The sequence below is a fragment of the Arthrobacter sp. 01T425 genome (genome assembly GCF_056398725.1).
In genome coordinates this window covers 145,302-170,765 of sequence record NZ_JBFTPY010000007.1, presented here as the reverse complement: position 1 = coordinate 170,765, position 25,464 = coordinate 145,302, and the positions used below count along the sequence as shown (strand labels likewise).

The 25,464-nt window shown below is 67.4% G+C and carries 25 protein-coding genes; 8 read left to right on the top strand and 17 right to left on the bottom strand.

From position 1 onward, the window contains the following. Positions 1–33: 33 nt before the first annotated feature. Entirely contained in the window at positions 34–1,071 is a 1,038-nt protein-coding gene (locus AC1DNG_RS10445; protein ID WP_476887304.1) for an o-succinylbenzoate synthase, read from the bottom strand. 360 nt (positions 1,072–1,431) lie between these two features. Between AC1DNG_RS10445 and AC1DNG_RS10440 the strand changes: the two genes are divergently transcribed. Next, the gene (locus AC1DNG_RS10440; protein ID WP_476887303.1) at positions 1,432–2,490 is read left to right on the top strand and encodes a phosphatase PAP2 family protein; all 1,059 of its coding nucleotides are present in this window, start codon (positions 1,432–1,434) and stop codon (positions 2,488–2,490) included. 60 nt (positions 2,491–2,550) lie between these two features. On the opposite strand, the gene AC1DNG_RS10435 is transcribed toward AC1DNG_RS10440, so the two are convergent. The 5 genes from AC1DNG_RS10435 to AC1DNG_RS10415 form a co-directional block, all read right to left on the bottom strand. Continuing rightward, positions 2,551–3,063: a hypothetical protein gene (locus AC1DNG_RS10435; protein ID WP_476887302.1), complete on the bottom strand. Its 513-nt coding sequence runs from the start codon at positions 3,061–3,063 to the stop codon at positions 2,551–2,553. A gap of 229 nt (positions 3,064–3,292) precedes the next feature. Continuing rightward, positions 3,293–4,507, bottom strand: a complete 1,215-nt coding sequence (locus tag AC1DNG_RS10430; RefSeq protein WP_476887301.1) for an MFS transporter — start codon at positions 4,505–4,507, stop codon at positions 3,293–3,295. Between the two features lie 38 nt (positions 4,508–4,545). Then, the gene (locus AC1DNG_RS10425; protein WP_476855599.1) at positions 4,546–5,283 is read right to left on the bottom strand and encodes a GAF and ANTAR domain-containing protein; all 738 of its coding nucleotides are present in this window, start codon (positions 5,281–5,283) and stop codon (positions 4,546–4,548) included. A gap of 36 nt (positions 5,284–5,319) precedes the next feature. Next, on the bottom strand, positions 5,320–6,606 hold the full coding sequence (locus tag AC1DNG_RS10420) for a MinD/ParA family ATP-binding protein (RefSeq protein ID WP_459385496.1): 1,287 nt from the start codon (positions 6,604–6,606) through the stop codon (positions 5,320–5,322). Positions 6,607–6,723: 117 nt separating this feature from the next. Beyond that, positions 6,724–7,539, bottom strand: a complete 816-nt coding sequence (locus AC1DNG_RS10415; RefSeq protein WP_476887300.1) for an MBL fold metallo-hydrolase — start codon at positions 7,537–7,539, stop codon at positions 6,724–6,726. 231 nt (positions 7,540–7,770) lie between these two features. Here AC1DNG_RS10415 and AC1DNG_RS10410 point away from each other — a divergent pair, with 231 nt between their 5' ends. Further along, positions 7,771–8,406, top strand: a complete 636-nt coding sequence (locus tag AC1DNG_RS10410) for a TMEM175 family protein (RefSeq protein WP_476872928.1) — start codon at positions 7,771–7,773, stop codon at positions 8,404–8,406. A gap of 49 nt (positions 8,407–8,455) precedes the next feature. On the opposite strand, the gene AC1DNG_RS10405 is transcribed toward AC1DNG_RS10410, so the two are convergent. The 3 genes from AC1DNG_RS10405 to pdhA are packed head-to-tail and all read right to left on the bottom strand — an operon-like array spanning position 8,456 to position 12,377. Next, entirely contained in the window at positions 8,456–10,036 is a 1,581-nt protein-coding gene (locus AC1DNG_RS10405) for a dihydrolipoamide acetyltransferase family protein (protein WP_476887299.1), read from the bottom strand. Positions 10,037–10,038: 2 nt separating this feature from the next. Beyond that, complete coding sequence (locus tag AC1DNG_RS10400; RefSeq protein ID WP_018775128.1) at positions 10,039–11,151, bottom strand: alpha-ketoacid dehydrogenase subunit beta; 1,113 nt, start codon at positions 11,149–11,151, stop codon at positions 10,039–10,041. Further along, the gene (gene pdhA / locus AC1DNG_RS10395) at positions 11,148–12,377 is read right to left on the bottom strand and encodes a pyruvate dehydrogenase (acetyl-transferring) E1 component subunit alpha (RefSeq protein ID WP_476887298.1); all 1,230 of its coding nucleotides are present in this window, start codon (positions 12,375–12,377) and stop codon (positions 11,148–11,150) included. Before pdhA ends, AC1DNG_RS10400 begins: the two co-directional genes overlap by 4 nt. 159 nt (positions 12,378–12,536) lie before the next feature. On the opposite strand from pdhA, the gene AC1DNG_RS10390 reads away from it, so the two are divergent. Then, positions 12,537–13,001, top strand: a complete 465-nt coding sequence (locus tag AC1DNG_RS10390; protein WP_026537452.1) for an Lrp/AsnC family transcriptional regulator — start codon at positions 12,537–12,539, stop codon at positions 12,999–13,001. On the opposite strand, the gene galU is transcribed toward AC1DNG_RS10390, so the two are convergent. The 7 genes from galU to paaA form a co-directional block, all read right to left on the bottom strand. Beyond that, positions 12,998–13,888 carry a UTP--glucose-1-phosphate uridylyltransferase GalU gene (gene galU, locus AC1DNG_RS10385; RefSeq protein WP_476855591.1) on the bottom strand — a complete coding sequence of 297 codons (891 nt, stop codon included), beginning with the start codon at positions 13,886–13,888 and terminating at the stop codon, positions 12,998–13,000. The genes AC1DNG_RS10390 and galU overlap by 4 nt on opposite strands. 98 nt (positions 13,889–13,986) lie before the next feature. Next, positions 13,987–14,766 carry an enoyl-CoA hydratase/isomerase family protein gene (locus AC1DNG_RS10380; RefSeq protein ID WP_476855590.1) on the bottom strand — a complete coding sequence of 260 codons (780 nt, stop codon included), beginning with the start codon at positions 14,764–14,766 and terminating at the stop codon, positions 13,987–13,989. Between the two features lie 41 nt (positions 14,767–14,807). After that, the gene (paaE, locus tag AC1DNG_RS10375; protein ID WP_476870389.1) at positions 14,808–16,034 is read right to left on the bottom strand and encodes a 1,2-phenylacetyl-CoA epoxidase subunit PaaE; all 1,227 of its coding nucleotides are present in this window, start codon (positions 16,032–16,034) and stop codon (positions 14,808–14,810) included. Between the two features lie 15 nt (positions 16,035–16,049). Continuing rightward, positions 16,050–16,634, bottom strand: a complete 585-nt coding sequence (paaD, locus tag AC1DNG_RS10370) for a 1,2-phenylacetyl-CoA epoxidase subunit PaaD (protein ID WP_476859407.1) — start codon at positions 16,632–16,634, stop codon at positions 16,050–16,052. A gap of 11 nt (positions 16,635–16,645) precedes the next feature. Further along, positions 16,646–17,542: a 1,2-phenylacetyl-CoA epoxidase subunit PaaC gene (paaC, locus tag AC1DNG_RS10365; protein WP_476887318.1), complete on the bottom strand. Its 897-nt coding sequence runs from the start codon at positions 17,540–17,542 to the stop codon at positions 16,646–16,648. Between the two features lie 20 nt (positions 17,543–17,562). Further along, the gene (gene paaB, locus AC1DNG_RS10360) at positions 17,563–17,865 is read right to left on the bottom strand and encodes a 1,2-phenylacetyl-CoA epoxidase subunit PaaB (RefSeq protein WP_079554945.1); all 303 of its coding nucleotides are present in this window, start codon (positions 17,863–17,865) and stop codon (positions 17,563–17,565) included. Further along, a complete protein-coding gene (gene paaA / locus AC1DNG_RS10355; protein ID WP_476859315.1) occupies positions 17,862–18,887 on the bottom strand; it encodes a 1,2-phenylacetyl-CoA epoxidase subunit PaaA in 1,026 nt (341 codons plus the stop codon). The genes paaB and paaA overlap by 4 nt, the downstream gene beginning before the upstream one ends. Before the next feature lie 104 nt (positions 18,888–18,991). Here paaA and arfB point away from each other — a divergent pair, with 104 nt between their 5' ends. Together arfB and AC1DNG_RS10345 are read left to right on the top strand one after the other, a co-directional pair. Next, positions 18,992–19,414 (top strand): alternative ribosome rescue aminoacyl-tRNA hydrolase ArfB, encoded by a 423-nt coding sequence (gene arfB / locus AC1DNG_RS10350; RefSeq protein ID WP_476855587.1) that lies wholly within the window; start codon positions 18,992–18,994, stop codon positions 19,412–19,414. A gap of 122 nt (positions 19,415–19,536) precedes the next feature. Then, on the top strand, positions 19,537–20,160 hold the full coding sequence (locus tag AC1DNG_RS10345) for an arsenate reductase/protein-tyrosine-phosphatase family protein (RefSeq protein WP_476887297.1): 624 nt from the start codon (positions 19,537–19,539) through the stop codon (positions 20,158–20,160). Positions 20,161–20,229: 69 nt separating this feature from the next. Here AC1DNG_RS10345 and AC1DNG_RS10340 read toward each other — a convergent pair whose 3' ends face one another. Continuing rightward, positions 20,230–20,481 (bottom strand): hypothetical protein, encoded by a 252-nt coding sequence (locus AC1DNG_RS10340; protein WP_343213085.1) that lies wholly within the window; start codon positions 20,479–20,481, stop codon positions 20,230–20,232. Between the two features lie 366 nt (positions 20,482–20,847). Here AC1DNG_RS10340 and AC1DNG_RS10335 point away from each other — a divergent pair, with 366 nt between their 5' ends. The 3 genes from AC1DNG_RS10335 to AC1DNG_RS10325 all read left to right on the top strand — a co-directional run bounded on the left by AC1DNG_RS10335 (position 20,848) and on the right by AC1DNG_RS10325 (position 25,328). Then, positions 20,848–21,906 (top strand): LCP family protein, encoded by a 1,059-nt coding sequence (locus AC1DNG_RS10335; RefSeq protein WP_476887296.1) that lies wholly within the window; start codon positions 20,848–20,850, stop codon positions 21,904–21,906. A gap of 74 nt (positions 21,907–21,980) precedes the next feature. After that, on the top strand, positions 21,981–23,084 hold the full coding sequence (locus tag AC1DNG_RS10330; RefSeq protein WP_476887295.1) for an LCP family protein: 1,104 nt from the start codon (positions 21,981–21,983) through the stop codon (positions 23,082–23,084). Between the two features lie 27 nt (positions 23,085–23,111). Then, complete coding sequence (locus tag AC1DNG_RS10325; protein WP_476887294.1) at positions 23,112–25,328, top strand: S9 family peptidase; 2,217 nt, start codon at positions 23,112–23,114, stop codon at positions 25,326–25,328. Positions 25,329–25,464 lie beyond the last annotated feature (136 nt).

The window sequence follows — 25,464 nt, the reverse complement described above, 5'->3', positions numbered from 1 at the left end:
CGTAATCGCCATTTTCGAGGTCCTGAAGGGCCGTTACGGAGCAGTCGATGCGGCCAGTACGGCATGCACCCGCCGCAGCCGGTCCAGCCACCAGTCCCGGCGTTCCGGCGGGGCGGCGTGTTCGGCCATCAGCTCGGGTGCCGGGCGGACGTCGCGCAGGGCGATCGCGCCGTCGTCGGGTACCAGCGGATCGTGAGTGACATCGGCGGCGAGCAGGGACACCGTGCCCAGGCCGCAGGCATACGGCAGCTCGGGCAGGGCGGCGGCCAGGGCCAGTCCGGCCCGGATCCCCACCGAGGTGTCCAGCGCCGAACTCACGACGGCGGGCAGCCCGGCCTGCGCCACGATCCGCAGGGCGCGCCGCACTCCCCCGAGCGGGGCCACCTTGACCACGATCAGGTCCGCGGCGCCGGCCCGCGCCACTTTGAGGGGGTCGTCCTCCTTGCGCACGCTCTCATCCGCGGCGATCAGCACGGGGACGCCGGCGGCCCGGAGCTGCCGCCTGACCTCGGCGAGGCCTGCGATCTCGGGCACGGGCTGTTCTGCATATTCGAGCCCGACGGCGGCGAGACGGGTCAGTGCCGCGACGGCCTCCGGCACGTCCCAGCCGCCGTTCGCGTCCACCCGGATCGCGGCGTCCGGCAGCGCCGCCCGGACGGCCGCCACCCGGGCGGCGTCGTCGTCCAGGCTCTGGCCGCGCTCCGCGACCTTGACTTTGACCGCGTCCACCCGGCCAAAGCGGGCCAGGATCTCGGGCACCCGGTGCACCGGCACGGCAGGAACCGTGGCGTTGACCGGGATGCTGTCCCGCAGCGGCGCGGGGAACCCTTCCCAGCCGGCCTCGACGGCGGCCGTAAGCCAGCGGGAGGCCTCGGGGTCGCCGTACTCGGGAAAGGGACAGAATTCGCCCCAACCCAGCGGCCCGCGGAGCAGCAGGGCCTCCCGCTGCAGGATGCCCCGGAATTTCACGCGCATCGGCAGGCTCACAACATGGGCGCCGGCCAGGAGTTCGTCGAGGCCGGGCAGGGGCGCCGCGGGATGTTCCGGAGGGTCCATGGGGAGGGCAGGCATGGAGCCACTGTACTGGGAATGCACTGCGGGGAATGCACTGGGAGGAATGTACAGCGGAGCTTTCCCGGACATCGGTCTCAGACGCGGGGCACAAGAACGCGGCACCGGGAACCCGGCATGGATCCTTGATTGGGCCGGCGTCGACTGGGGGTGAGTCCCTGGTCCAGGAAACTCGTCTCCGCCGGCCCCGCTCAAGGAGCGCCGTGCCGGGGACAAGCCGCGGCAGCACACACCCGACTCTACAAATCCCGGCCCGGCGGCGCACCAGTAGTGAGTACTCGTTAATTGACGGGCACTACCCTCCGCGCCGCGCGCCGGCCCTTCAGCTGGCGCGCAGGGTTCTATGGGACTCTTAATGGCATGACTTTTCGGCAGGAACGCACCCCTTGGGACCCGTCTGCCCCGGTCTATGAAACAGAGGCCCAGGAAACACAGGTTGCGGAAACACAAGTCCTCCCGGCGAGTGCGCCCGAGACGCCAGAGCGCAGCACGCGGGACCGCACAACACCGGATCCGCAGGCGCGGTGGTCCCCCGGCAAGGCCACGGCAGCCTTGTTCGTGCTGGCCACGGTTGCCTGCATCGCTGCGCTGGCCGTCACCTATGTCTTCTTTGTCCGTACCACCACGGGCCAGTTCATTGACGAATCGGCCCTCGTGGAAGCCGTGGCGCTCAGCGGGACCGCGGGCAAGGCCGCCACCAAGCTGTTGGACTGGCTGCCGGCGCTCTCCGTGGTGATCGCGTCGGTTGTGGTCGTGTTCGTCACCATCCTGCGGCGCCGCTGGTCTGCGGCGGTGATTGCGATTGCGGCGTGTGTGGGCGCCAACCTTGCCACCCAGATCCTGAAGGACTGGCTTCCGGTCCGGCCGTACCGCGGGGTTGAGACGCTGGAGCTGAATTCGCTGCCCTCGGGCCACACCACCATGGCGGCCTCGGCCGCCGCCGCCGTGTTCCTCATGGTTTCGCCGCGCTGGCGGCCGCTGGCCGGCTATCTGGGCGGCAGCTTCGCCGTCGCCACGGGCGTGTCCACGCTGATCAACCAGTGGCACCGGCCCGCCGATGTGATGGCGGCCTTCCTGGTGGTCGGGGCTTTCATGATCCCGGCCGGCTGGCTGATCATCCGCCGGGGCCCGGGCTGGAACGTCTGGAACGGCTACAACGAACACTGGGCCTCGGCCAGGGTATGGGTGGCGCTTCCCGTCCTCACCGGTCTCGCCGCGGCCGGGGTGGCGGCCGTCGCCTTGCTGAGCATTGGCCCGGGCGGCCAGGAGGTCAGCACCACCAGCTACTTTTGGGCCGGCACGTCCCTGATCGTCATTGCCGGCTACCTCGCAACGGTGGCCGGCGTGTGGCTGTTCGGCCTGGCCGCCCTGCAGCCGGACCCACGACGGCGGGACAGGCCCCTGCACCAGGAACGCTAGCGCGGCGCACGTAGGCCCGGGAACAACAGCGCGCCCGGGCCTAAGCAGATCCTGCGATAGCTACTTGAGGCGTGCGCAGATGTCCACGGCTTTGCCTGCGCTGGCGTCCACGGATTTCACGTTATTGCCAACCGGATTGTCAACGGTGAGCACCACCCGTCCGGTGTACTGGAAGGCCCCGGGACCTCCGGCGTCCGTCGAGAAGAAGACAAACCCGTTGTGGCCGGTGAGGGTGAGCGTATAGGACTCTCCGCCCGGGTTCTTGACATACCTGGCCACGGAGCCGGAGGTTTTCACCGTGTACGTCTTCCCGTTGCTCCCAGAACCGTTGAGGCCCTGGTTGGACCAGGTGAGGACGACTCCAGTGCCCACCCTGTAGAGATTGCCGTTGCTGAACTGGATCTCCTTGATCCTGCCGCCCGTGGCCGTGAGGCCAAGATCAAAACCGCCACACGAATCCGCGGCAGGAATGACAACATCCGGCGTGGTGACTGCACTCGCGGGCGAAGCGGCAAGAAGCACCGCCGCTGTTGCGGCGAGAGGCGCGAACCAGCGGGACTTTTTTCCTAACATGAGCATCTCCTCATTTTTTTGCGTCGAAACGCATCACCCCTCCGGGCGGAGACCATGCGCTGAAAATAATCACGGGCGGACCCTGACTGCGGCACTCGTGCCGCCCCACGAAGGGCCGGTCTCGATGCACCGGCGCGCTTCCCCGACCTTACTGAGCCCACGCAGGCGTCGCCCGAGTAGTCGCTACCTGTTAATCACTGCCTGCTTGGGCGCACCAATGCCCGGCCGGTCAGTAGTTCCGGCGGTGCTTGAGCCGGGGAATGGTCACGGCGAACACGGCCGCGGCGGCGAAGCCGATCACACCGGTCGCGGCCACGCCGGCCCCGAGGGACACGGCGGCGGTGACGGCGGAGAGCAACACGGGGCCGCCGGTCGCGCCGGCGTCGGCCATGAAGCGCCAGATGCCGAGGAACTGGCCGCGGCCGTTGTCCGGCGAGAAGTCGGCCCCGAGCGTCATGTTCAGGCCCGAGCTGATCCCGTTGCCGAAGCCGATCAGGAGTGCCGCCAGCATGAGCGAGACGAAGCCCGTGCTGAGCGGAATCAGCACCATGGCCGTCCCCATGATCAGTGTGGACGGCACGGCCACCCATTGCCGGCCCTTGCGGTCCATCAGCTTTCCCGCCGGATAGAACACCAGCATGTCGATCGCCCCGGAGATCCCGTAGATCAGCGAGGCCTGGGTGGGGTCCAGGCGCAGATGATCGGCCCACAGCGGGATGACCACCTGGCGCGAGGCGCGCAGCCCGCTCAGCAGCAGCACCCCGGCCCCCACGCTCAGGAAGACGCCGGCGTGGGAAACGGCGACGCTGCGCAAGGTGGGCTGTTGCACCGGAACGCCGTCGGCCGGTTGCGGCTTCGCCACGAGGTCGGGGATGGTGACCGACACGGCCGCCGCGGCGGCCATCGCCACGACGCCGGCCCAGTAGGCCCCGCTGATGCCGGCAAACTGCATCACGGCGGCGCCAACGAACGGGCCGATGAAGATCCCGATCCGGTTGACGCCGCCGAGGGTGGACAGGGCCCGGGCCCGGAGCATGACCGGCACGGCCTCGGTCAGGTATTTCTGCCGGGCCAGGCTGAATACGCTGGCGGCCATGCCGACCACCACCATAGCCGCCGCCAGCACCCAGAGACCGCCGGAAAACAGCGGAGCGACCGCCGCCGCGGCGAGGGCGAACGCGCTGGCGGCCGCGGCCCCCACAATCGCCCAGCGTTCCCCGAATCTCAGGGTGATCAGTGACGCCGGCAGGTTGAAGAACCACGATCCGAGGCCGATCAGCGTCACAATCAGCGCGGCCCCGGCCACGGAGGCGCCAAGATCACGGGCGGACAGGGCGACCACGGGCAGGATCGCGCCCTCCCCCAGGCTGAACATGAGGGCCGGCCCGAACGCGGGAACGGCGATGCTGCGGAGGCTGAAGGGCGCGAGGCGTGTGGTGGTCATCCCCTTCATCCTAGGCACCCGCCGCGGCCGTCCCTGCCCTAAGCGTCGAAGTGGGTGCGGACTTCCTCGCTGGTGAGGTGCCGGAGCACGTCCTCGGCGACTTCCCGGAGCTTTTGGTTCCGGTTGCTGGAGACCCTGGTGAGGATGGCCATGGCCTGGTCCTGGGAGCAGCGGTTCTGGGCCATGATCACGCCGCACGCCAGATCAATGGAAGTGCGGTGTTCCATGGCCGCCTGGAGATCTTCGGCCCGGGATTGGAAGGTTCCGAGCCGCACGGCCAGCCGGAGGGCGCGGCCGGCGAGGTCGGCGAATCCGGCCGCCTCCGCTATGATGTCGTCCGTGAACAGCCCGGTGTCCGCCCCGAAGAAGTTCAGGGCCGCGGCGGCGTCGTCGCCGATTTCCAGCGGAACGCCCAGCGTGCTGCGGCACCCGTTGGCGGCAAGTTGCCGCTGGTAGTCGGGCCAGCGGGGATCGGCGTCGACATCCGCCAGCAGGACCACGGACCTGGTCCGCAGCGCCTCGATGCAGGGGCCGTCGCCGAGGGTCTGTTCGATGCGGTCCAGGGTGACCGCCCGCGGGCTGCTGCCCGCGACCGTCATGGTGCGCTTGCGGCGCTGCAGGGTCACGCCGCACTCAATCTCGGCGCCGGTCGTGCGGCTCAGCGTGGCGGCCGAGAACTCCGCAAGGCGGCCCAGGAAGTCCTCGACGTTGTCGGTCCCCAAAAGCAGGTCCTGGAGGTGGCGGGCGGCGTCGACCCCGAGTGAGTTGTTGGCCATGCTCAAATGTACCGCGGAGGTCGGCACGGGTCGCGCTTAGACGTATCCGTCGACGATTGCCGCGGCGATCTCCCGGTACGCGCGCCGCGTTTCGGGGCGAAGCACATCAAGGGTGACGAGGTCGCCGTCGGCCACTCCGCGGTCGTGCGGAACCGCGATCAACTGGCGGCAGATGCCGGACAGGTGTTCTTCGATGGCGTCCTTGTCCACCCGGGTGGACACCTCGTCCTTGTCGGTGATGACCACGACGGCGTTGCGGGCCAGGTCTTCGTAGCCGTGGCTGGCCAGCCAGTGAAGCGTGCTGCGGGCCCGCTTGGCGCCGCTGACGGCATAGCCGGCCGCGATGATCAGGTTGTCCGCCGACTGCAGGATGCCGCTCATGGCATTGTGGGTCACGCCCGTGCCGCAGTCGATCAGCGCCACGGAGTAGTAGGCGGAGATGAGCTTGCGGATCCGCAGGTATTCCTCGGCCGTCAGCGAATCTGAGACCTCGGGGTCCTGCTCGCCGGCAATGAGGTGGAGCCTGCCGGCGTGGTGCATGTAGCGGGCCAGGGCGGTGAGGGAATCGACTGACTCGATGTTCCTGAGCAGGTCCGTGATGGTGCGCGGGCTCTGCTGCTGGTAGATCCCCTCGCCGAGGGCGCGCTCGACGAGATCGCCGGAATCGGGGTTGGCGTCGATGGCGCACGGAGGATCGCCGCGGAACTCGGCCAGGGTCAGTCCGACGCCGACCGTCGTGGAGGTCTTCCCGATGCCACCCTTGAGGCTCAGGACGGCCGTGTTGTAGCTGCCCTGGAGCTGCCGGGAGATGCGCCGGGCCAGTTCGTCTTCCTCACGCTGCCTGGCGCTCGGGCCAAGGTTCAGGCCGCCGCCGGTCAGGTTGTAGAGGGCACCGCGGAAACCGCCGACGGGCCGGGGCTTCTGCTCGCGGACAAAAAGACCCGGTGAGCTGATGAAGTCGGGCAGCGGGGCATCGGCCAGGGCCGCGGCTTTGCTGGCCGAACGGGTGGAACGGGTGGGCTGGGCGGGCACGGCAGGTGCGGCCTCGGGGGCAGGCGGCTTCAGCACGGGATCCTTGGACGGTTTGGCAGGCTGCGGGCGCGCCGGCGCGTCAGCGGCAGCGGCGGCCTCCGCCCAGGAACTGCTGGGGGCTGTTGGGCGCTGTTCGGCCTGGTTGCTCGAAATGATGGGCATGGTTCCTGTCCAGGCGTCGGAGTCGTCGCCGCGGCGGCGGTCTCTCCGACGCGGGAGTTGGGCCTGCTCTTCAGCTGTTTCAGCTTCAGCGAGGGCGTTGGCGGTCTTGTTTTCGACCGGTTCTGGCATGTTCGTTCCCCCCAGGGATCACAGCGCAGACCGCTGCAGTGCTCGATTGACATCGTTCAAGGAACAAGTCTAGGGGCAGTAATGAGCACACTTACCATTACCGCCAATTTCCCGGCCCTAGCGGTGGGCCCGCGTGTCCTGCAGGCGCTTGATGAACCAGCGCGACTGTTCGGGGCCGTACGGCAGGATCGGGATGGCCTTGGTGGCGTCGTCCGGGGTTTCCCGGGTGGCCTGGATCGCCTGCCGGACCGCGGTGGTCATGGTGTTGGCCATGGTCTTGACGAACTGGTCCGAGCACGGTTCGCCGTGGCCGGGAATCAGGAATTCGTAGCGGTGCCGCAGCGCGGAGAGGTGCCGGAGGGCGTCGGCCCAGTCTTCCGGGAATGAGTCCTCGAAGGACGGGTGGGAACCCTGTTCGACGAGGTCGCCGGCGAAGAGGGTGCTTCCCGTGCCGACCAGGAGGTCGCCGTCGGTGTGTCCGCGGCCCAGATAGAACAAGGTGGCGGTCTGCCCGCCAAGATCCACCAGGACCGGCTGGTCCTTCACGATGGCGTTGGGAACCACCAACTCAGCGTCGGAGCCCTGACCGGCCGCCATTTCGGGTTCCGCGGAGGCCACCAGCCGGCGCTGCTCGTCACCGTTCTCCTCGATTTCCGCGGCGCAGTTCTCGTGAGCCCAGAACTCCGTGACGCCCTCACTGGCGAAGACTGCGTTGCCGAAGAAGTGGTCAAAGTGAGCGTGCGTGTTGACCACGACGAGCGGCAGCCCGGTCTTTTCCCGAACGGCAGCCAGGATCTCGCGGCCCTGCCGGGGCCCGCCGCCGGTGTCGATCACCATGGCGCGTTCGGTGCCGACCACCAGACCCGTGTTGAGCAGGGAACCTTGAGTTGTCAGTACGTAGTTGTCCGGACCGACCTCGAGCCATCGTGACATTGAATCTCCGTATTTCCGACGCTTTTCCGGCATTGTTGGTCCAGCGTTGTTGGTGCTGTACAGGCCTCGATTCTACCCGCGCTGGCTGGCATTTCCCTTCAGGGCATGCCCGTCCGGTCCCTGTGGCGGGTATGCCCGGACCCCTCGTCGTGGCCCGCGCGGCGGTGTAGCCTGTGGGCTACTTCCCTCGATGAGCCAGGTGCTCCACCGAACGAATGGGGGTGGCTCCCGTTGAAATCCGGCACGTCCCTGGAGCGGATGGTGTTCTTCAGCGATGCCGTCTTCGCCATAGCCCTGACCCTCCTGGCCCTGGACCTGAAACTGCCTGAAGGAATTCCCGCGGACCAGGTGGACGACGCCCTGGTTGCTGCCCTGCCGCAGCTGCTGGCGTACGCCCTGTCCTTTGTCATCATCGCCAAGACGTGGATGTCCCACCACTCCGACTTTGCCCTCATCCGCCGCTTCAATGCGAACCTGGCCTGGCTGAATCTTGCCCTCTTGTTCTTCATCGCCATGCTGCCCGGTCCGACGTCGATCCTCAGCGACTACGGGGACGACCCCACCCCGTGGCCGAGCGTCCTGTACGCCGCCAACATTGCCGCTGTCTATTTGATGCTGGCGGCCATCTGGGGCTATGCGAAGCATGCGGGGCTCATGGACCGCGAGATGGCCGCCCACGTCCACCGCCGGATCTTTTATGCGCGGATTGCCGTGGCGCTGGTCTTCCTGCTCTCAATTCCCGCGGCGTTCGTCCTCAAGGCCTACACGCCGTTCGCGTGGCTGCTGCTCCTGCCGGCGTCGTGGCTGGCACGGTGGCTTTCGGCGCGGCAGGGGACGGCAGGGGCCGCCGGGGCCGCACAAGAGTGATTGCGCGGCCCCTGTCCCCTCAATCGGGATGCAGATCCCCGGTTAAGCCTCACATGTCCGCGAGTGCCGACCCCGGGTTCTCGATCGCGTCCGCGACGTAGCGCAGGAAGCCGCCGGCCGCTCCGCCGTCGCACACCCGGTGGTCGAACGTGAGCGTCAGCTCGGTGACCTTGCGGACGGCGAGCTCGCCGTTGACCACCCAGGGCTTGTCGATGATCCGCCCGACGCCGAGGATCCCCACCTCGGGGTGGTTGATGATCGCGGCGGAACCGTCAACCCCGAACACGCCGTAGTTGTTCAGCGTGAACGTGCCGCTGCCCAGTTCCGCCGGGGTCGCTTTGCCCTCGCGCACGACGGCGGTGAGGCGGCGGATTTCGGCGTCCAGTTCGCGGGCGCTGAGCTTGTCCGCGTTCCGCACCGACGGCACCATCAGTCCGCGGTCGGTCTGTGCCGCGAACCCGAGGTTGACGCCGTCGAAGGCCACAATCTCCTGCATCGCCCCACCCGCGGCATCCTCCGTGGTCACGATCCGGGTGTTGAGCTCCGGGAACTTCTTGAGCCCGGCAGTAACAAACCGTGCGATGAAGGCCAGCAGGCCCGGGGTGTTGTGCGGGTCCGCCTTTTTCAGCGCGGCACGCATCTCCACCAGCGCAGTGGCGTCCACGTCCACCCACACCGTGGCTTCCGGGATCTCGGAGCGGCTGCGCGACATGTTTGCCGCGACGGCCTTCCGCACTCCCCGGACCGCCGTGCGTCCGGAAATGCCCAGACCGGTGCGCGCGTCGGTGCCGGAACCCGCGGCAGGCGCGGCCGGCGCGGCAGACTCCGCAGCAGCCGGACGTTCAACCACCGGCGACGGCTTGATGACGGCCTCAACATCGCGCCGCATGATGAGCCCGCTGGCCCCCGAGCCCTGGAGTTCCCCCAAATCAACCCCATGATCGCGCGCCATCCGGCGAACCAGCGGAGAAATAACGGCCCCCAGTTTCCCGGGAACCCGGGTGCGCAGCAGCACCAGGTCATCGGCAGCCTCCTCGGCAGCCGAAACCCCGGAAACCGGCTCGGCCCCCGCAGCCCGCTTAGGAGCCCGGGTCCGCCGGGCAACCCCATGCCCGCCCGGAGTCCCATACCCGATCAGGACATTGCCGGACCCGGCCTTCTCCTCCTCGCGATAAGCCTCAGCCGCAACAGCAGCAGGCGAAGAAACAGGAGCGGCGGCCGGTGTGCCAGCAGCGAAACCAGCCGGCGCGGATGATGCCGCCCCGGGAGTGGCATCGGGCCTTCCGGAGCCGGCAGCATCGTCCGCAGGACGAATGCTGTCCGGCGAAGGGGCGGGGGCGGCATCATCCGCGGCGGCCCCACCAGCGGCGACGGAAACAGCAGCGCCGACAGGAGTAACAGAGATCAGCGGCTTGCCGACGTCGAGCGTCTGGCCGGGTTCGCCGTGCAGGACGGCCACGGTGCCGGCGTATGGCGACGGCACCTCCACCATGGACTTGGCGGTCTCCACCTCGGCGATCGGCTGGTCCACGCGGATCTCGTCGCCCACGGCCACGAGCCAGTTCACGAGCTCGGCTTCGGTGAGGCCTTCGCCCAGGTCCGGCAGGAGGAATACTTTCGGTTCGCTCATGGTCAGTCTTCCCACTGGAGGTCGTCAACGGCGTCGAGGATGCGGTCCACGCCGGGCAGGTAGTAGTGCTCGAGCTTCGGCGCCGGGTAGGGCACGTCGAAGCCGGTGACGCGGCGGATCGGCGCGGCCAGGTGGTGGAAGCAGCGTTCCTGGACCCGGGCGACGATTTCCGAGGCCACGGACGCGAAGCCGTGGGCCTCGGCGATCACGACGGCGCGGCCGGTCTTGCGGACCGAGGCGCAGACGGTCTCGTCATCGAACGGCACGATCGAGCGGACGTCGATCACTTCCAGCGAGCGGCCTTCCTCGGCGGCGGCGGCCGCTGCGGCGAGCGCCGTCGGAACGGACGGGCCGTAGGCGATCAGCGTGGCGTCGGTGCCGGGGCGGGCGACGGCGGCCCGGCCCTCGGAGGACGTGCCGCGCTCGGTGTTCGCGGCGTGCTCGGCGCGCAGCGCGTCCAGGTCCACCTGGTCCTTGGACCAGTACAGCTTCTTGGGCTCCATGAACATGACGGGGTCATCGGAGTCGATAGCTTCGCGAAGCATCCGGTAGCCGTCGGCCACGGTGGCCGGGGTGAAGACCTTCAGACCGGCAGTGTGCGCGTAGTAGGCCTCGGACGAGTCGCAGTGGTGCTCCACTCCCCCGATGCCGCCGGCGTAAGGGACCCGGATGACCATGGGCAGCTTCACGGCGCCCTTGGTGCGGTTGTGCATCTTGGCGACGTGGCTGACGATCTGTTCGAAGGCCGGGTACGCGAACGCGTCGAACTGCATTTCGATGACCGGGCGCATGCCGTTCATTGCCATGCCGACGGCCATGCCGACGATGCCGGATTCGGCCAGCGGGGTGTCGAAGCAGCGGCTCGTGCCAAAGGTCTTGGTGAGCCCGTCCGTGATGCGAAAGACGCCGCCGAGCATGCCGACGTCCTCGCCGAAGACCAGGACCGAGGGGTCCGCGTGCATGGCGTCCGCCATCGCGGTGTTCAGGGCCTTGGCCAGGGTGATGGTCTGCGGGCCGGCCTGCTCGGCCGCAACAGCAGCCTTGGCGGCGGCGCGGGCGGTCGCGGCGCTGACGTTGCCGTTCGCCTCGGAGGACGTGGTGATGGTGGGGCTCATTTCCCGGCCTCCCTTGAGGTGGATGCGGATGCGGCGTCCCGGGCCAGTTCGTCGGCGAGCATGGCGGACTGTTCTTTCAGCTGTGGTGTGGGGGTGGAGAAGACGTACTTGAAGAGATCCTGCGGTTCCACCGGAACCTCTTCGCTGAGGCCTTCGCGCAGCTGCGTGGCTACCGCCTCCGCCTTGTCGGCGATCACGGCGGCGCGGTCGTCGTCCAGCAGGCCGCGGTCCGTCAGGTAGGTCTGCATCCGGCTCAGCGGGTCCTTCGCCACCCATTCGGCGACCTCGCTGTCCTGCCGGTAGCGGGTGGCGTCATCGGCGTTGGTGTGCGCCTGCATCCGGTAGGTGTGCGCCTCCACCAGCAGCGGGCCGGAACCTTCCCGGGCGAGCTTGACGGCCCGGCCGAGCACGGCGAGCAGGGCCACGATGTCGTTGCCGTCCACGCGTTCGCCGGCCATGCCGTAGCCCACGGCCTTGTGGGCCAGGGAGGGCGCAACGGACTGGTGCGCCAGCGGCACGGAGATCGCATACTGGTTGTTCTGGACGAAGAAGACCACTGGCAGGTGGAAGACGGCGGCGAAGTTCAGGGCCTCGTGGAAATCGCCTTCGCTCGTGGCGCCGTCGCCGCACATGGCCAGGACCACGGTGTCCTCGCCGCGCAGCTTGGCGGCGTGGGCAACGCCGACGCCGTGCAGCAACTGGGTGGTCAGCGGGGTGCACTGGATGCCGACCTTGTTCTTGGCGGGGTCGTAACCGCCGTGCCAGTCGCCGCGGAAGAGCGTCATCGTCTGGACCGGATCCACGCCCCGGGCCATGACGGCCACGGAGTCGCGGTAGGTGGGGAACAGCCAGTCACCCTCGGCAAGGCACAGTGCGGCGGCAACCTGGCACGCCTCCTGGCCGTGGCTCGAGGGGTAGACGGCCATGCGGCCCTGCCGGACCAGCGCGGAGTTCTGGTCATTGACGCGGCGGCCGATGACGAGCTGCTCGTAGGCGGCCATCAGTTCGGTCTCGCTGGGCAGGCTGTACTCGTGCCCCGGCTGGGTACCCTGTTCCGTGTGGGGATTCAGGGTTCCGTCCGGGCCCACCATCTGGATCTGGTGGCGTGCGGGCAGCATGTAGTCCTCAACGGTGATACCGAACTTGCTCACGGCATCACCGGCTGGATCTTGTTGCGCGGCCTGCTGCGCAGCTGGCTGCGCAGCGTGGTCTGCGGAGATCGTCATTGGTCCGTCCTTCTGTAGCCACTAATCTTTCCCAGTATGCCGCCAGCTGATGTTTCGTATCCACCTCTCCCGTGAATCGTGGAGATGTCCACAAATTTGCCCTAGTCTGGAAGACAAATCGTAAGTGTGAGCTGGATTACCGGCGGGGGTCGTAGACGAATGGCAGAGCTCGAATCAGAGCAGGTGGCGGTACCGCTGGACGATGTGGACCGGAACATCATCGCGGAGCTGACCCGAGACGGCCGGATGTCGGTGACACAGGTGGCCGAGAACGTCCACATTTCCCGCGCCCACGCCTACACCCGGATCGCCCGGCTCACGGGCGAAGGCGTCCTGACCAAGTTCACCGCCCTGGTGGATCCCATCAAAGCCGGGTTGAAGTCGTCTGCCTACGTCACGCTGAAAGTGCGCCAGCATTCCTGGCGCGAGTTGCGCGAACTCCTGCGCGCGATCCCCGAGGTCCATCACATCGCTCTGGTCGGCGGGGACTTCGATGTCATCCTGCTGGTGCGCGCCGTGGACAACATCGATCTTCGCCGGGTGATCTTCGATCAGCTGCAGTCCATGCCCGGAGTCCTGGACACCCAGACGTTCCTGGTGTTCGAGGACCTGGACACCCGCTAGCTGACGAATGCTTTCATCCAGGCCCGGAGCTCTTCGCCGAATTCCACCCGGTCGGCTGCGATCGAGATGACCGCCTTGAGGTAGCTCAGTTTGTCTCCGGTGTCGTACCGGCGGCCCCGGAAGACCACCCCGTAGACGCCTCCGCCCTCGCAGTCGGACACGGCAAGGGTCTGCAGCGCGTCGGTCAGCTGGATTTCGCCGCCGCGGCCGGGCGGAGTGTCCTCCAGGACATCGAAAATCTCCGGATGCAGGATGTACCGGCCGATCACGGCCAGGTTGGACGGGGCCTCGGCGGCGGCAGGCTTCTCCACGAGCCGGTTGACCCGCACATGGTCCTGGCCCGGCACAACCGAAACGTCGGCGCAGCCGTAGGCACTGATTTCCGCCGGATCCACCTCGATCAGGGCCACAACCGAGCCGCCGGTCCGGGCCTGGACATCCATCATGGCGGTCAGCAGCTCGTCCCGCTCGTCGATCAGGTCATCGCCCAGCAGGACGGCGAACGGTTCGTACCCGACATGCTGGCGGGCGCAGAGGACGGCATGACCGAGCCCCTTGGGGTCGCCCTGGCGCACGTAGTGCAGCGGGCCCAGGCGGGAAGCGTGGCGGACGGCCTCCAGCCTGTCGAAATCACCCTTGAGTTCGAGGGCGTGCTCCAGCGAGGGCTCGCGGTCAAAGTGGTCCTCCAGCGCCCGCTTCTGGCGCCCGGTCACCATGAGCAGATCCGTCAGCCCGGCCCGGACGGCTTCTTCCACCACGTACTGGATGGCCGGCTGGTCGACCACGGGCAGCATTTCCTTTGGCATCGCCTTAGTTGCCGGCAGGAACCGGGTTCCCAGTCCCGCCGCGGGTATGACAGCCTTATTTACAGATTTCCCCAGAGTCATAACCGAACATTACAAGCGGGTTCCGGAAATGAGAATGCTTCGAAGCAAAGACGAGTAGCCGGGAAATGCGTTTCCGGGTACCCCGACCGGGCCGGCCCTCAGCCCTTGAAAACCGGGCTGCGCTTCTCCTGGAAGGCCCGGAAACCCTCGGCGTAGTCCTCGCTCTTGCACAGCCGTGCCTGTTCTGCGTTTTCCTCTTCCATGGCCTCCCACAGCCCCAGCCGCTGGTCCCGGATGTGCGCGACGAGCTCCTTGCTGGCCCGGAACGCACCCGTGGCGCCGGTGGCAACGTCGGCCACGATGGCGCGGGTATTCTCAAGCAGTTCCGCCACGGGCATGGCCCGGCTGAACAGGCCCTGCGCCACGGCGTCGGCGCCGCTCATGAGCTCGGCGGTGTAGATCAGGTCCAGGGTCCTGTGCATGCCGAGGCGCTCGGTGAAATACCAGTGCCCGCCCGAATCGAGGGTGGCGCCGAGCTTGGCGAACGGTGAGCCGACCTTGGCATTCTCTGCCACGTAGACCACATCCGTGGCCAGCAGCAGCCCCAGCCCCACACCCAGGCAGGCGCCCTGGGCGGCGGCGAACGTGGGCGCGGGGAAGGCGCTCATTTTCTTCAGCAGCGGCTGGACGAGCCCGCCGAGGTAGGCCTGCGCGTCATCGCTCTCCGGTTTAACGCCGGCAATGTCACGGCCGGCGCAAAAGGCCCGGCCCTCGCCGCGGAGCAGCAGCGCCCGGACCTCGCCGCGCCCGGCGGCGTCAGCGGCGTCGTCGTACGCCCGGGACAAATCCGCGAGCGCCTGCTCGTCGAGGGAGTTGAGCTTGTGCGGGGCGTCGAGTACGACCTCGGCGACGCCGTCGGCAATGGAGAGGGAAATCATGGGGCTCCTTGGATTCGAAAAGGCCTGGACGTCGAAAAACCTTAGACGTCGAAGTCGACCGTGACTTCCGGTGTGGTGGGGTGGGACTGGCAGGTCAGGACGTAGCCCTTGTCGAGTTCATCCTGCTCCAGGGCGTAGTTCTCGTCCATGGTGACGTTGCCGCTGACCACCTTGGCCCGGCAGGTGCCGCAGACGCCGCCGGCGCAGGCGAACGGCACATCGGGGCGGACCCGGAGCGCGGCGTTGAGGATGGACTCGCGGGCATGGGTGGGGCTGGCCACTTCGCCCTGCAGCCCGTCCAGCTTGAACGTGATCTTGTAGGTTTCCTTGGATTCGTCCGTGACCACGGGCCGGCCGATGTTGCCCTCGGGGCGCTCCGGCTTGCCGGAAGTGAACAGTTCGAAGCGGACATGCTCCGGGGCGACGCCGCGCGCGGCGAGGGTGTCCCGGCAGAGCTGGACGAGTTCGAACGGGCCGCAGAGGAACCATTCGTCGACGTCGTCGGCGTGGATCGCTGTGCCCAGCAGCGCCTGCAGCTTCTCGGCGTCGATCCTGCCGCTGAGCAGCGGCGCGATCCGCTGTTCACGCGAGAGCACGTGGTGCAGCGCCAGCCGGGCGGGGTATCTGTCCTTCAGGTCCGCGAGTTCTTCCAGGAACATCACGTCCATCGCGGCCTTGTTGGCGTAGACGAGGTCGAAGCGGGTTTCCGGGTGGGCCGCCAGCAGGGTGCGGGCGATGGCGATCACCGGGGTGATGCCGGAGCCGGCGGCAATCGCCACGAAAGATCCGGGCTCCCCCGCCAACTCTTCCGGATGGTTCATGGAATTCATGACATTCTGTTCCACGGACTTGCCGTCGCGTCCGTGCTTGGAGACAAAGGCTCCCATGGGGCTCATGACGTCGAGGACGTCGCCGGCCTTGAGTTCGGCATTGGCCCACGTGGAGAACAGGCCGCCGAGGTCTTTCTTGATGGCCACGCGGATTTCGCTGCTGCCGTCCGCGAAACTGCGCGGTTCGGCGCAGATCGAGTAGCTGCGGCGGATCTCGTGCGGCTGGCCGTCGGCGTCGGGCAGGGTGGTGCGCAACGCGACGTACTGGCCCGGCAGGTAGTCGAACTGGCCGGCGAGCTCGGCCGGGACCCCGAACGTCACCTCGATGGCGTCGTCGGTGAGACGGCGGACTTCGTCCACCGTCAGGGTGTGGAAGGACGCACGACGGCGGCCGGTGGCTGCGGCCGACTCCGCGGCGGTCTGGCGGACAACCTTCATGGAAGCACCTGTTCCTTACAAGACTTTGAAGTAGTCGAACGGTTCCTTGCAGTCCTGGCACACGTAGAGGGCCTTGCAGGATGTGGAACCGAAGCGGGTGAGTTCTTTGGTGTTCAGAGATGAGCACTGGGGGCATTTGACGGCGAGCGAGAGCCGGACCGGGCCGGCGTGCCGGGCTGCTTTTCCGTCAACAGCCGCCCGGCCGGACGGCGGGGCTATCCCGTACTGTTCCAGCTTGGCCTTGCCGTCGGCACTCATCCAGTCAGTGGTCCAGGCCGGCGAGAGGACTAGTTCGACCCGGACGCTCGGGTACCCCGCGCGGTGGAAAGCCGTGGTGAGGTCATCCCGGATGGCGTCCATGGCGGGGCAGCCGGAGTACGTCGGGGTGATGATGACCTGGACGGCGGGAACCATCCCGCCGTCGTCAGTGCTTGGTTCCGTCGAGACCTGGACATCGCGCAGGATGCCGAGGTCCGCGATGGTGAGGACCGGGATTTCGGGGTCGCACACGGTGGCAGCGACCGCCCAGGCCTTCTCCCGGGCAGTATTGCCCTTGGCGGCGTTGCGGCGCTCGGCGGTTTCCGGATCGGAGACAAACATTTCCATGGTCTCTACCAGCTGGCTCCGGGGTACTCGCGGGCGAGCACCTGCATCTCGGCGAGGATGTAGCCGAGGTGTTCGGAGTGCAGGCCGCGGCGGCCCCCGCCCGGTGATGGCTGGACGTTGGGGACCTCGAGCTCGGCTTCGGCCAGGATCTCGCCGGTGAGCCGGTCGAAGTCCTCGCGCAGGCTCGACGGCTGGGGCGCGGCGCCGGCTTCGCTGAGGCGTCCGGTGAGTTCGTCGTCGCGGAACAGCTCATCGACGAAGGGCCAGACGACTTTGAACGCCTGGATCATGCGCCGGCGCGATTCGTCCGTGCCGAGGGCCAGGCGCAGCACCCACTGGGCACTGTGGTCCCGGTGGTAGTCAACTTCCTTGACCGCCTTGGCGGCGATGCCGGCCAGGGTGGAGTCGGTGGAGGACGTCAGCCGGCGGTAGAGCTCGAACTGGTAGTAGCTGACCACGAACTGCCGGGCGATGGTGACGGCGAAGTCCCCGTTCGGCTGCTCGAAGAGCGCCGCGGAGCGGAACTCGTGCTCGCGGCGGAAGTAGGCGAGATCGTCTTCGCTGCGCCCATCCAGGCCGCCGGCATAGCTGAGGAAGGACCGGGCATGGCCCAGTTCGTCCAGGGCGATGTTGCCGAGGGCGACGTCCTCTTCGAGCTCCGGCGCGCGGGAGATCCAGTGGCCCAAGCGCTGGGCCAGGATCAGTGCGTCGTCACCCAGGCGCAGGGCGAACTCGGCAGCGTCCTCGCTCGGCTTCGCGGAGCCGCGGTTGACGGCGAGAGCGATGTCTTCCGGACGGAGGGCGTTGCCGGGGGTGATGCGGGTGGCGCTCGCGGTGCCGTCACCGCTGGCGCCCGCACCGGATACGCCGACGGAGATGTCGCCGTGGCCGCTGTCGTGCATGTCTGTTTCGGGAGTGGTGCTCACAGGTGCTTCACGCCCTCGCTCTTGGTGTAGTACGTGGCGTGGCGGTAGTCCTTGCCCTGGGGGGATTCAAAGAAGGAACCCTTGGAATCGGGGTCGCTGGAGGCGATGGCCTCGGCCGGGACCACCCAGATGGACACGCCCTCGTTGCGGCGGGTGTAGAGGTCGCGGGCGTTGCGCAGGGCCATGGCCGCGTCGGGCGCGTGCAGCGATCCTGCATGGACGTGGGACAGGCCACGGCTGGAGCGCACGAATACTTCCCAGATGGGCCAGACGTTTCCTGCGTGGGGTTCGGTTGTCATGCTGCTGATTCCTTCTGCTTGCGGCTCTGCTTTTCCGCGTAGGCGGCGGCGGCTTCGCGCACCCAGGCGCCGTTCTGGTGTGCCTCGCGGCGCCGTTCCAGGCGCTGGGCGTTGCAGGGGCCGCGGCCGGCCAGGACTTCATGGAATTCATCCCAGTCCAGCGGCCCGTGCTCCCACTTCTTGGTTTCCTCGTTGAACCGGATGTCCTTGTCCGGAAGCGTCAGACCGAGGACCTTGACCTGCTCCATCATCATGCCGACAAACCGGTTGCGGAGCTCGTCATTGCTGAACCGCTTGATGTTCCAGGCCATGGACTGCTTGGAGTTGGGCGAATCGTCATCCGGCGGGCCGAACATCATCAGGGCCGGGGCGTACCAGCGGTTGACCGCTTCCTGTGCCATCTGCTTCTGCTCGGGGGTGCCGTTGGAAAGTTCCAGCAGGATCTCGAAGCCCTGGCGCTGGTGGAAGGACTCTTCCTTGCAGACCCGCACCATGGCCCGGCCGTAGGGGCCGAAGGAGGCGCGGCAGAGCGGCACCTGGTTGGCGATCGCGGCGCCGTCGACCATCCATCCGATGGCACCCATGTCGGCCCAGGTGCGGGCGGGGTAGTTGAAGATGGAGGAGTACTTGGCCTTGCCGTCCATCAGGTCCTGCATCATCTGATCGCGCGGCTGGCCGAGGGTTTCAGCAGCGGAATACAGGTAGAGACCGTGGCCGGCCTCGTCCTGGACCTTGGCCATGAGGATGGCCTTACGCTTCAGGCTCGGGGCGCGGGAGATCCAGTTGGCTTCGGGCTGCATGCCGATGATCTCCGAGTGCGCGTGCTGCGAGATCTGGCGCAGGAGCGTCTTGCGGTAGGCCGGGGGCATCCAGTCACGCGGCTCGATCCGGGAATCTTCCGCCATGACCTTGTCGAAGTATGCCTGGCCCTCGGCGTCGAGCCGGGCCGCGTCCTCGGGGCTCAGTTCATGCCGTGCCTGCGATGGCTCGGCGGGCACTGACTGCAGGGTCTGCGATGCCATGGTTGCTCCTAATGATTTCGGATAAATAATTACCGACCGTTCGTTCAGGATATGCGGAAGGCCGGAGATGCGTCAAGGACAGGAATCCGTGTAACGCTGGTTGCATGGATCTGGAGGTGTCGGCCGCGCTCACCATTCCCGCGTCGGAACTCCGCTGGCGGTTCTCGCGCTCGTCCGGGCCCGGCGGCCAGCACGTCAACACCTCGGACAGCCGCGTCGAACTCTCGTGGAACGTCGCGGCCTCGACGGCGCTCTCGGATGGTCAACGGCTGATACTGGCCACCCGCCTTGAACGGCGCCTCATCGCCGGAGTGATCACCGTGACCGCCGCCGAGCAGCGCTCCCAGCTGCGCAACCGCGAGATCGCCCTGGCCAAGCTCGCCGGCCTCGTGGCAGAGGGTCTTGCCCCGGAGGCCGCCCGCCGCCGGGCGACCAAACCCACCCGCGGCTCAAACCGTCGACGCCTCGCCGCAAAGGAACAGCGGGCAGCGACGAAACAGCAACGACGGCGGCCGTCCGCCGAATAGCGCCGTCCAGCCATCCAGCCGTCCAGTCATCCAGCCAGCGGGAAACGCGCGCCCGTGCCCGGGGAACGATAAGCTCGGACATTACGTCGCCGCTAAGCATCACGAAACGGAAAATGGAAGCCTTGGAGTCGTCCCCACCCATTCGGATCCTGACCGTCTGCACAGGGAACATCTGCCGTTCCCCCGTCGCGGAACGCCTGCTCCAGGCAGGACTTGACCGGATGAAACCCGGCGCCTTCGAGGTAGAGAGTGCCGGCACCCGGGCCATGGTGGGCGAGCCCGTCCAGCCCAGCTCAGCGGACATCATCCGGAGTTATGGCGGAACACCGGACGGCTTTGCCGCCCGGCAGTTGACGCCGACGATCCTGCGCGACACCGATCTGGTCCTGACCATGGCCGCACATCACCGCGGCGAAGCATTGCAGATGGATGCCTCCCTGCTCCGGCGCACGTTTACCATCCGCGAGTTCGCGCGCATGCTGAGGGTCCTGGAACAGCGCGGCAGCACCCAGCGGGATGGCACGGCGGATCCGGCGGTGGACCTGAGAAGTTTTTGGCGCGAATTGCCCGCCCGGGCCGCTGCGGTCCGGCACCTGACACTTGCCCAGGACGTTTCAGAGGACGACGTCGTGGATCCCTACGGGCGCGGCGAGGGAATGTACCGGCAGATGGAGTACGAGCTCGCGCCCGCGCTCCTCACCATCCTGCGTTTCGCGCGCACCGCAACTGAGTTGCACAACGGCTGAGTTCCACAACGGCTGAGTGGCCGCAAGAGCCGGGCACTCCCGGAGGGGTTTTCGTTCGACGGCCCGGAGCTATGCCGCCAACCTCCTGGCCCGGGGAACCGCCATCGGTTCCACCGGCGCCACGATGCTGAGCTGGCATTCGGACTGAAGCGGATCAATGGCGGCGGGCAGGTGGTGGGAGGCTGAGCACTCCCGCAGCTGCTCCAGGGCTGCCGGCTCCACCACGGCGTGGCTGACATCCAACACCAGATGGAGTCCTTCTCTCAGGTGGTTCGCCCGCTTGACCACCACGTACAGGGCCTGGAGGCTTCTTGCCGTCACATGTCCCTGCGCTGCTACTTCTGCCTGACCGCAATCGAGGTCGAGCCTGACAAGAACCCGGAGTTTGTGGTTCAAACGATTCCCCTGTTCGTGCATTTACTGCTTTGGCCGCGACGCTGCGACCGCCCCCAGCCTAGGCAGGGAGTGTGACGCAGGCAACAGTGCGCTTCATATCCGGGGAACCCCGCGTTATCTAGTGCCTTCTTGGTCCAAAACTGTTGTTGCCGCGCCCGGTGTACTGTAAAGAAGGCCGCCACCGGGCCCACTTTCCGGCATCTGGCCCCCGGCGCAGCCAGCCTGAGTGCAGCCAGCCTGAGTAGTGACAGATAGATTCCGGGCACCGTCCCGGCTGACCAAGAGGAATACATGACGCACCCCTTCGACAGCGCAGACCAAGTCCCCGCGGCCGGATCCAGGGAACGGCGCCCCGCGAGGAAACACCGGGGCCGCAAGGTGCTGATCGCCGTCGCCGTAGTCGTGGCGCTCGTCGCGGTGGTGGCCGGCGGCTACCTCTTCAACCTGGCACGGACCTTCGACTCCGGCACGAGCAAGATTGAGCAGGCCTTCCCCGACGAGTCCACGCGTCCGCAGAAGACCAACACCGCGATGAATATCCTGGTGATGGGCAGCGACAGCCGCGGCGCCACCGAGGCTGATGCCGCGGGCGGAACGCCCACGAACCAGCGCGCGGACACGCTGATGCTCATGCACATCCCGGCGGACCGCAAGAACATCTACACGATGTCCATCATGCGCGACCTCTGGGTGGACATCCCCGGGCACGGCGAGGCGAAAATCAACTCGGCACTGGCCCTTGGCGGTACGCCGCTGATGGTGCAGACCATCGAGTCGATCTTCCACCAGCGCATCGATCACGTGGCGATGATCGACTTCGAGGGCTTCAAGGGCCTCACCGACGCGCTGGGCGGGGTAACTGTGAACATCAAGGTGCCGTTCAGTTCCACCGCGCTGCCGGGCCAGTCCTTCGCCCCGGGCCAGCACACCTTCGACGGAACCCAAGCCCTGGCCTTCGTGCGCGAACGCCACGCCTACGCCGACGGCGACTACCAGCGGGTCCGCAACCAGCAGGAGTTCCTGCGGGCCATCATCAAGAAATCGACTGCCGGCCAGACGCTGAGCAACCCGATCACCATCAACAACATGGTCGGTGCCGTCTCGCCGTTCGTCACGGTCGACAAGACCTTTGATTCGGGAGCCGTGGCAGGGCTGGGGCTCGAGCTCAAGGACATCCGGGCGCAGAACACCGTCATGTTCACCCTGCCGACCGGGGGCATCGGAACGTCCACGGACGGCCAGTCGATCGTGCTGGCCGACCCGGACGCCATCCAAAAGATCTCCGCGGCGATGGCCTCTGACACCCTGGGCGAGTACGTCGCCGCGAACAAGTTCGAGAACGGGAACTGACTCCCGTCAACTGAGGGGCCAGGAGAGGCCCTTGGACCCTTAGCCCGCGGCAGCAGCGGTGCTAGCGTCCGTTCATGGGGAACGCTCCGGAGCCAGCAGCCGCGGCTTCCGCGGCGTCCCCTCCCCCGTCCCCTGCGGCAGGCCGCCGTCGTCCGATTATTCTGCTCCTGGGGGCGCTGCTCGCGGTCGTCGTGGCCGTCGCGGCCTACGTCCTCACCGTGCAGCGGCCCGGTGGCACCGGCCCGGCCGGAGCCACGGCACCGGCCGCCACCCCGGCTGCCGCCACGGCGAGGGCACCGAGCCCCACGCCCTCGCCGCCACCCACCCCCACGCCCACGCCGGAACCACCCGCCGTCGCCCTCAACATCCTGCTGATCGGGAGCGACAGCCGGGTGAATGAGCGGGCGGCGGCGGCCCGCGGCACCACCTCCGACCAGCGCGGCGACGCTCTTGTGCTGATCCACCTCCCGGCGGACCGGAAGAGCGTCTACGGCATCTCGATCATGCGCGATCTTTGGGTGGACATCCCCGGCCACGGAACCGCGAAGGTGAATGCCGCGCTGGAACTGGGCGGACTGCCGCTGATGACGCGGACGGTGGAGGCGCTGCTGGGTGCGCACATCGACCACACGGTGATGCTGGATTTTCAAGGGTTCGCGGCCATGACGGACGCGCTCGGCGGTGTCGACGTCAACATCAAACAGTCATTCACCGCCACCGCAGATGACAAGGTGCACTTTCCGGCGGGCGTGAACCACCTCAACGGGCTGCAGGCCCTGGCCTTTGTCCGCGAGCGCCATGCCTTCGCCGATGGCGATTACCAGCGGGTCCGGAACCAGCAGACGTTCTTGAAAGCCATGATGGTCAAGTTGGCTTCCGAAGGCGGTCTGGCGGACCGCGGCACCGTCCGCAAACTCATCAAGACGGTGCTGCCGCACGTGACCCTGGACGCAAGCTTCACCCTGGAGTCGCTGGAAAACCTCGCCTTCGGCCTGCGGAGCACGCCGCCGGGACGTGGCGTGTTCTTCACCCTGCCGACCGCCGGCACCGGGACCAGCCGGGACGGCCAGTCGATTGTCCTGAAGGACCCTGCCGCGACCGCAGCGCTCTCCGCCGCACTGCGCTCGGGAACGCTCGCCGGCTACGTGGCGGCCAACAATCTGCAGAACGGCAATTGAGGCGCCGCTCTTCGGTAGATTGGGTCCATGACCCAGACTCCCGCCCAGCCGTCCCCGCAGCCTCCCGTCGCCCGGAAAGTTCCCTCGGTGCGCACCCATCACGGCGACGCGTTCGAGGACAACTACGAGTGGCTCCGGGACAAGGAGTCCGCAGAGGTCGTGGACCTGCTCAAGGCTGAAAACTCCTACCAGGAGTCCGTGACCGCGCACCAGGAGCCGCTGCGCGAGGCAATCTTCCAGGAAATCAAGGGCCGCACCCAGGAAACTGACCTTTCCGTCCCGAACCGCAAGGACGGCTGGTGGTATTTCACCCGCTCGGTCGAGGGCAAGGAGTACGGCATCCACTGCCGCGTGCGCGGCCGGGACACCGGGGACCGCGTCGCGGACTGGACTCCGCCGGCCGTGGAGGCCGGCGTCGTCATCCCCGGCGAGGAGGTCCTCCTCGATGGCAACCTCGAGGCCGAGGGCAAGCCGTTCTTCGCCGTGGGCGGGGCGGCCACGACCATCGACGGCACCCTTTACGCCTACGCCGTGGACAACGCCGGCGACGAGCGCTTCACCCTGCGCATCAAGGACCTCCGCACCGGCGACTTGCTTCCGGATGTGATCGAGAACGTCTTCTACGGCATCTCCTTCTCCCCCGACGGCAGCCGGATCTTCTATACGGTGGTGGACGATTCGTGGCGGCCGTACCAGGTCAAGTCCCACGTGCTCGGCACACCCGTCGGCGAGGACACGGTCATCTACCAGGAGGACGACGTCGCCATGTGGCTCGGCTTCGAGCTCTCTGCCGACCGGCGGCACCTGGTGCTCAGCATCGGCTGCTCCGAGTTCAGCGAGACCCGCCTGCTGCGCTTTGATGACCCCGACGCCGGCCTGCGCACCGTGATCTCCCGCGACGAGCGCATCCTCTACGAGGCCGAGCCGTTCCTGCTGGCGGACGCCACGGGACGGGGCCGGGAGCGGATTCTGCTCACGCACAACAAGGACGCCATCAATTCCATGGTCTCGCTGGTGGACCCGGCCGAGCTCGCAAAGCCGCTCGCCGAGCAGCACTGGGATACCGTCGTCGCCCATTCCGACCAGGTCCGGGTCAACGGCGCCGGCGTCACGTCGACCCACGCGGTGGTCTCCGTGCGCAAGGACACCATTGAACGGGTCCAGGTCCTGCCCCTGGCAGGACTGGGCACCCCGGAGCAGGGCGCCGCCGTGGAGCCTGCGTTCGCCGAAGAGCTGTATACCGCCGGCGTCGCGGGCTCCGACTACGAGGCGCCCGTCATCCGGATGGGCTACACCTCCTACTTCACCCCGTCGCGGGTCTACGACTTCGTGCTGCCCACCCCGGAGCTCCCGGCCGGTGAACTCCTGCTGCGCAAGGAGAGCCCGGTGCTGGGCGGCTACACGCCGTCGGACTACGTCGCCACCCGGGAATGGGCGGTGGCGTCCGACGGGACCCGGATTCCGCTCTCGGTCCTCCGCCATGCCTCCGTCCGGCAGGATTCGACGGCGGCCGGCCTGGTGTACGGCTACGGCTCCTACGAAATGAGCATGGATCCGGGCTTCGGGATCCCCCGGTTATCCCTGCTGGACCGGGGAATCGTGTTTGTGATCGCCCACATCCGGGGCGGCGGCGAGCTGGGCCGGCACTGGTACGACGACGGCAAGAAGCTGCACAAGAAAAACACGTTCACCGACTTCATTGCGGCCACGGACTGGCTCGCCGGTTCCGGCTGGGTGGACCCGGCACGGATCGCGGCGATGGGCGGATCCGCCGGCGGCCTGCTCATGGGCGCGGTCGCCAACCTGGCGCCGGAAAAGTACGCGGCGATCGTTGCCGCCGTCCCGTTCGTGGACGCATTGACCACCATCCTGGACCCCGACCTGCCGCTCTCGGCGCTGGAGTGGGAGGAATGGGGCAACCCGATCACCGACCCGGACGTGTACGCGTACATGAAGTCGTACACGCCCTACGAGAACGTCCGTGCCGTGGCGTACCCGAAGATCGCCGCGGTCACCAGCTTCAACGACACCCGCGTGCTCTACGTGGAGCCGGCCAAGTGGGTGCAGCGGCTGCGCGAGGTGAACACCGGCAGCGAACCCGTCGTCCTGAAAATCGAGATGGAAGGCGGCCACGGCGGCGCGTCGGGCCGGTACGTGCAGTGGCGCGAACGGGCCTGGGACTACGCGTTCGTCGCCGATTCCCTCGGGGCCACCGAACTGCTGCCCGGAGCCGGACTGAAGTAAGAACCCCATCGGTTGCTCCGTAGGCGCCCTTTTAGACCTCTATGAGGGCAGTTACGGAGCAATCGATGCGTTTTCCGGCCGGTCAGCAGACTTTCCGGCAATAATCCGGGAGCCCGCTACCGATATTTGGTCATCA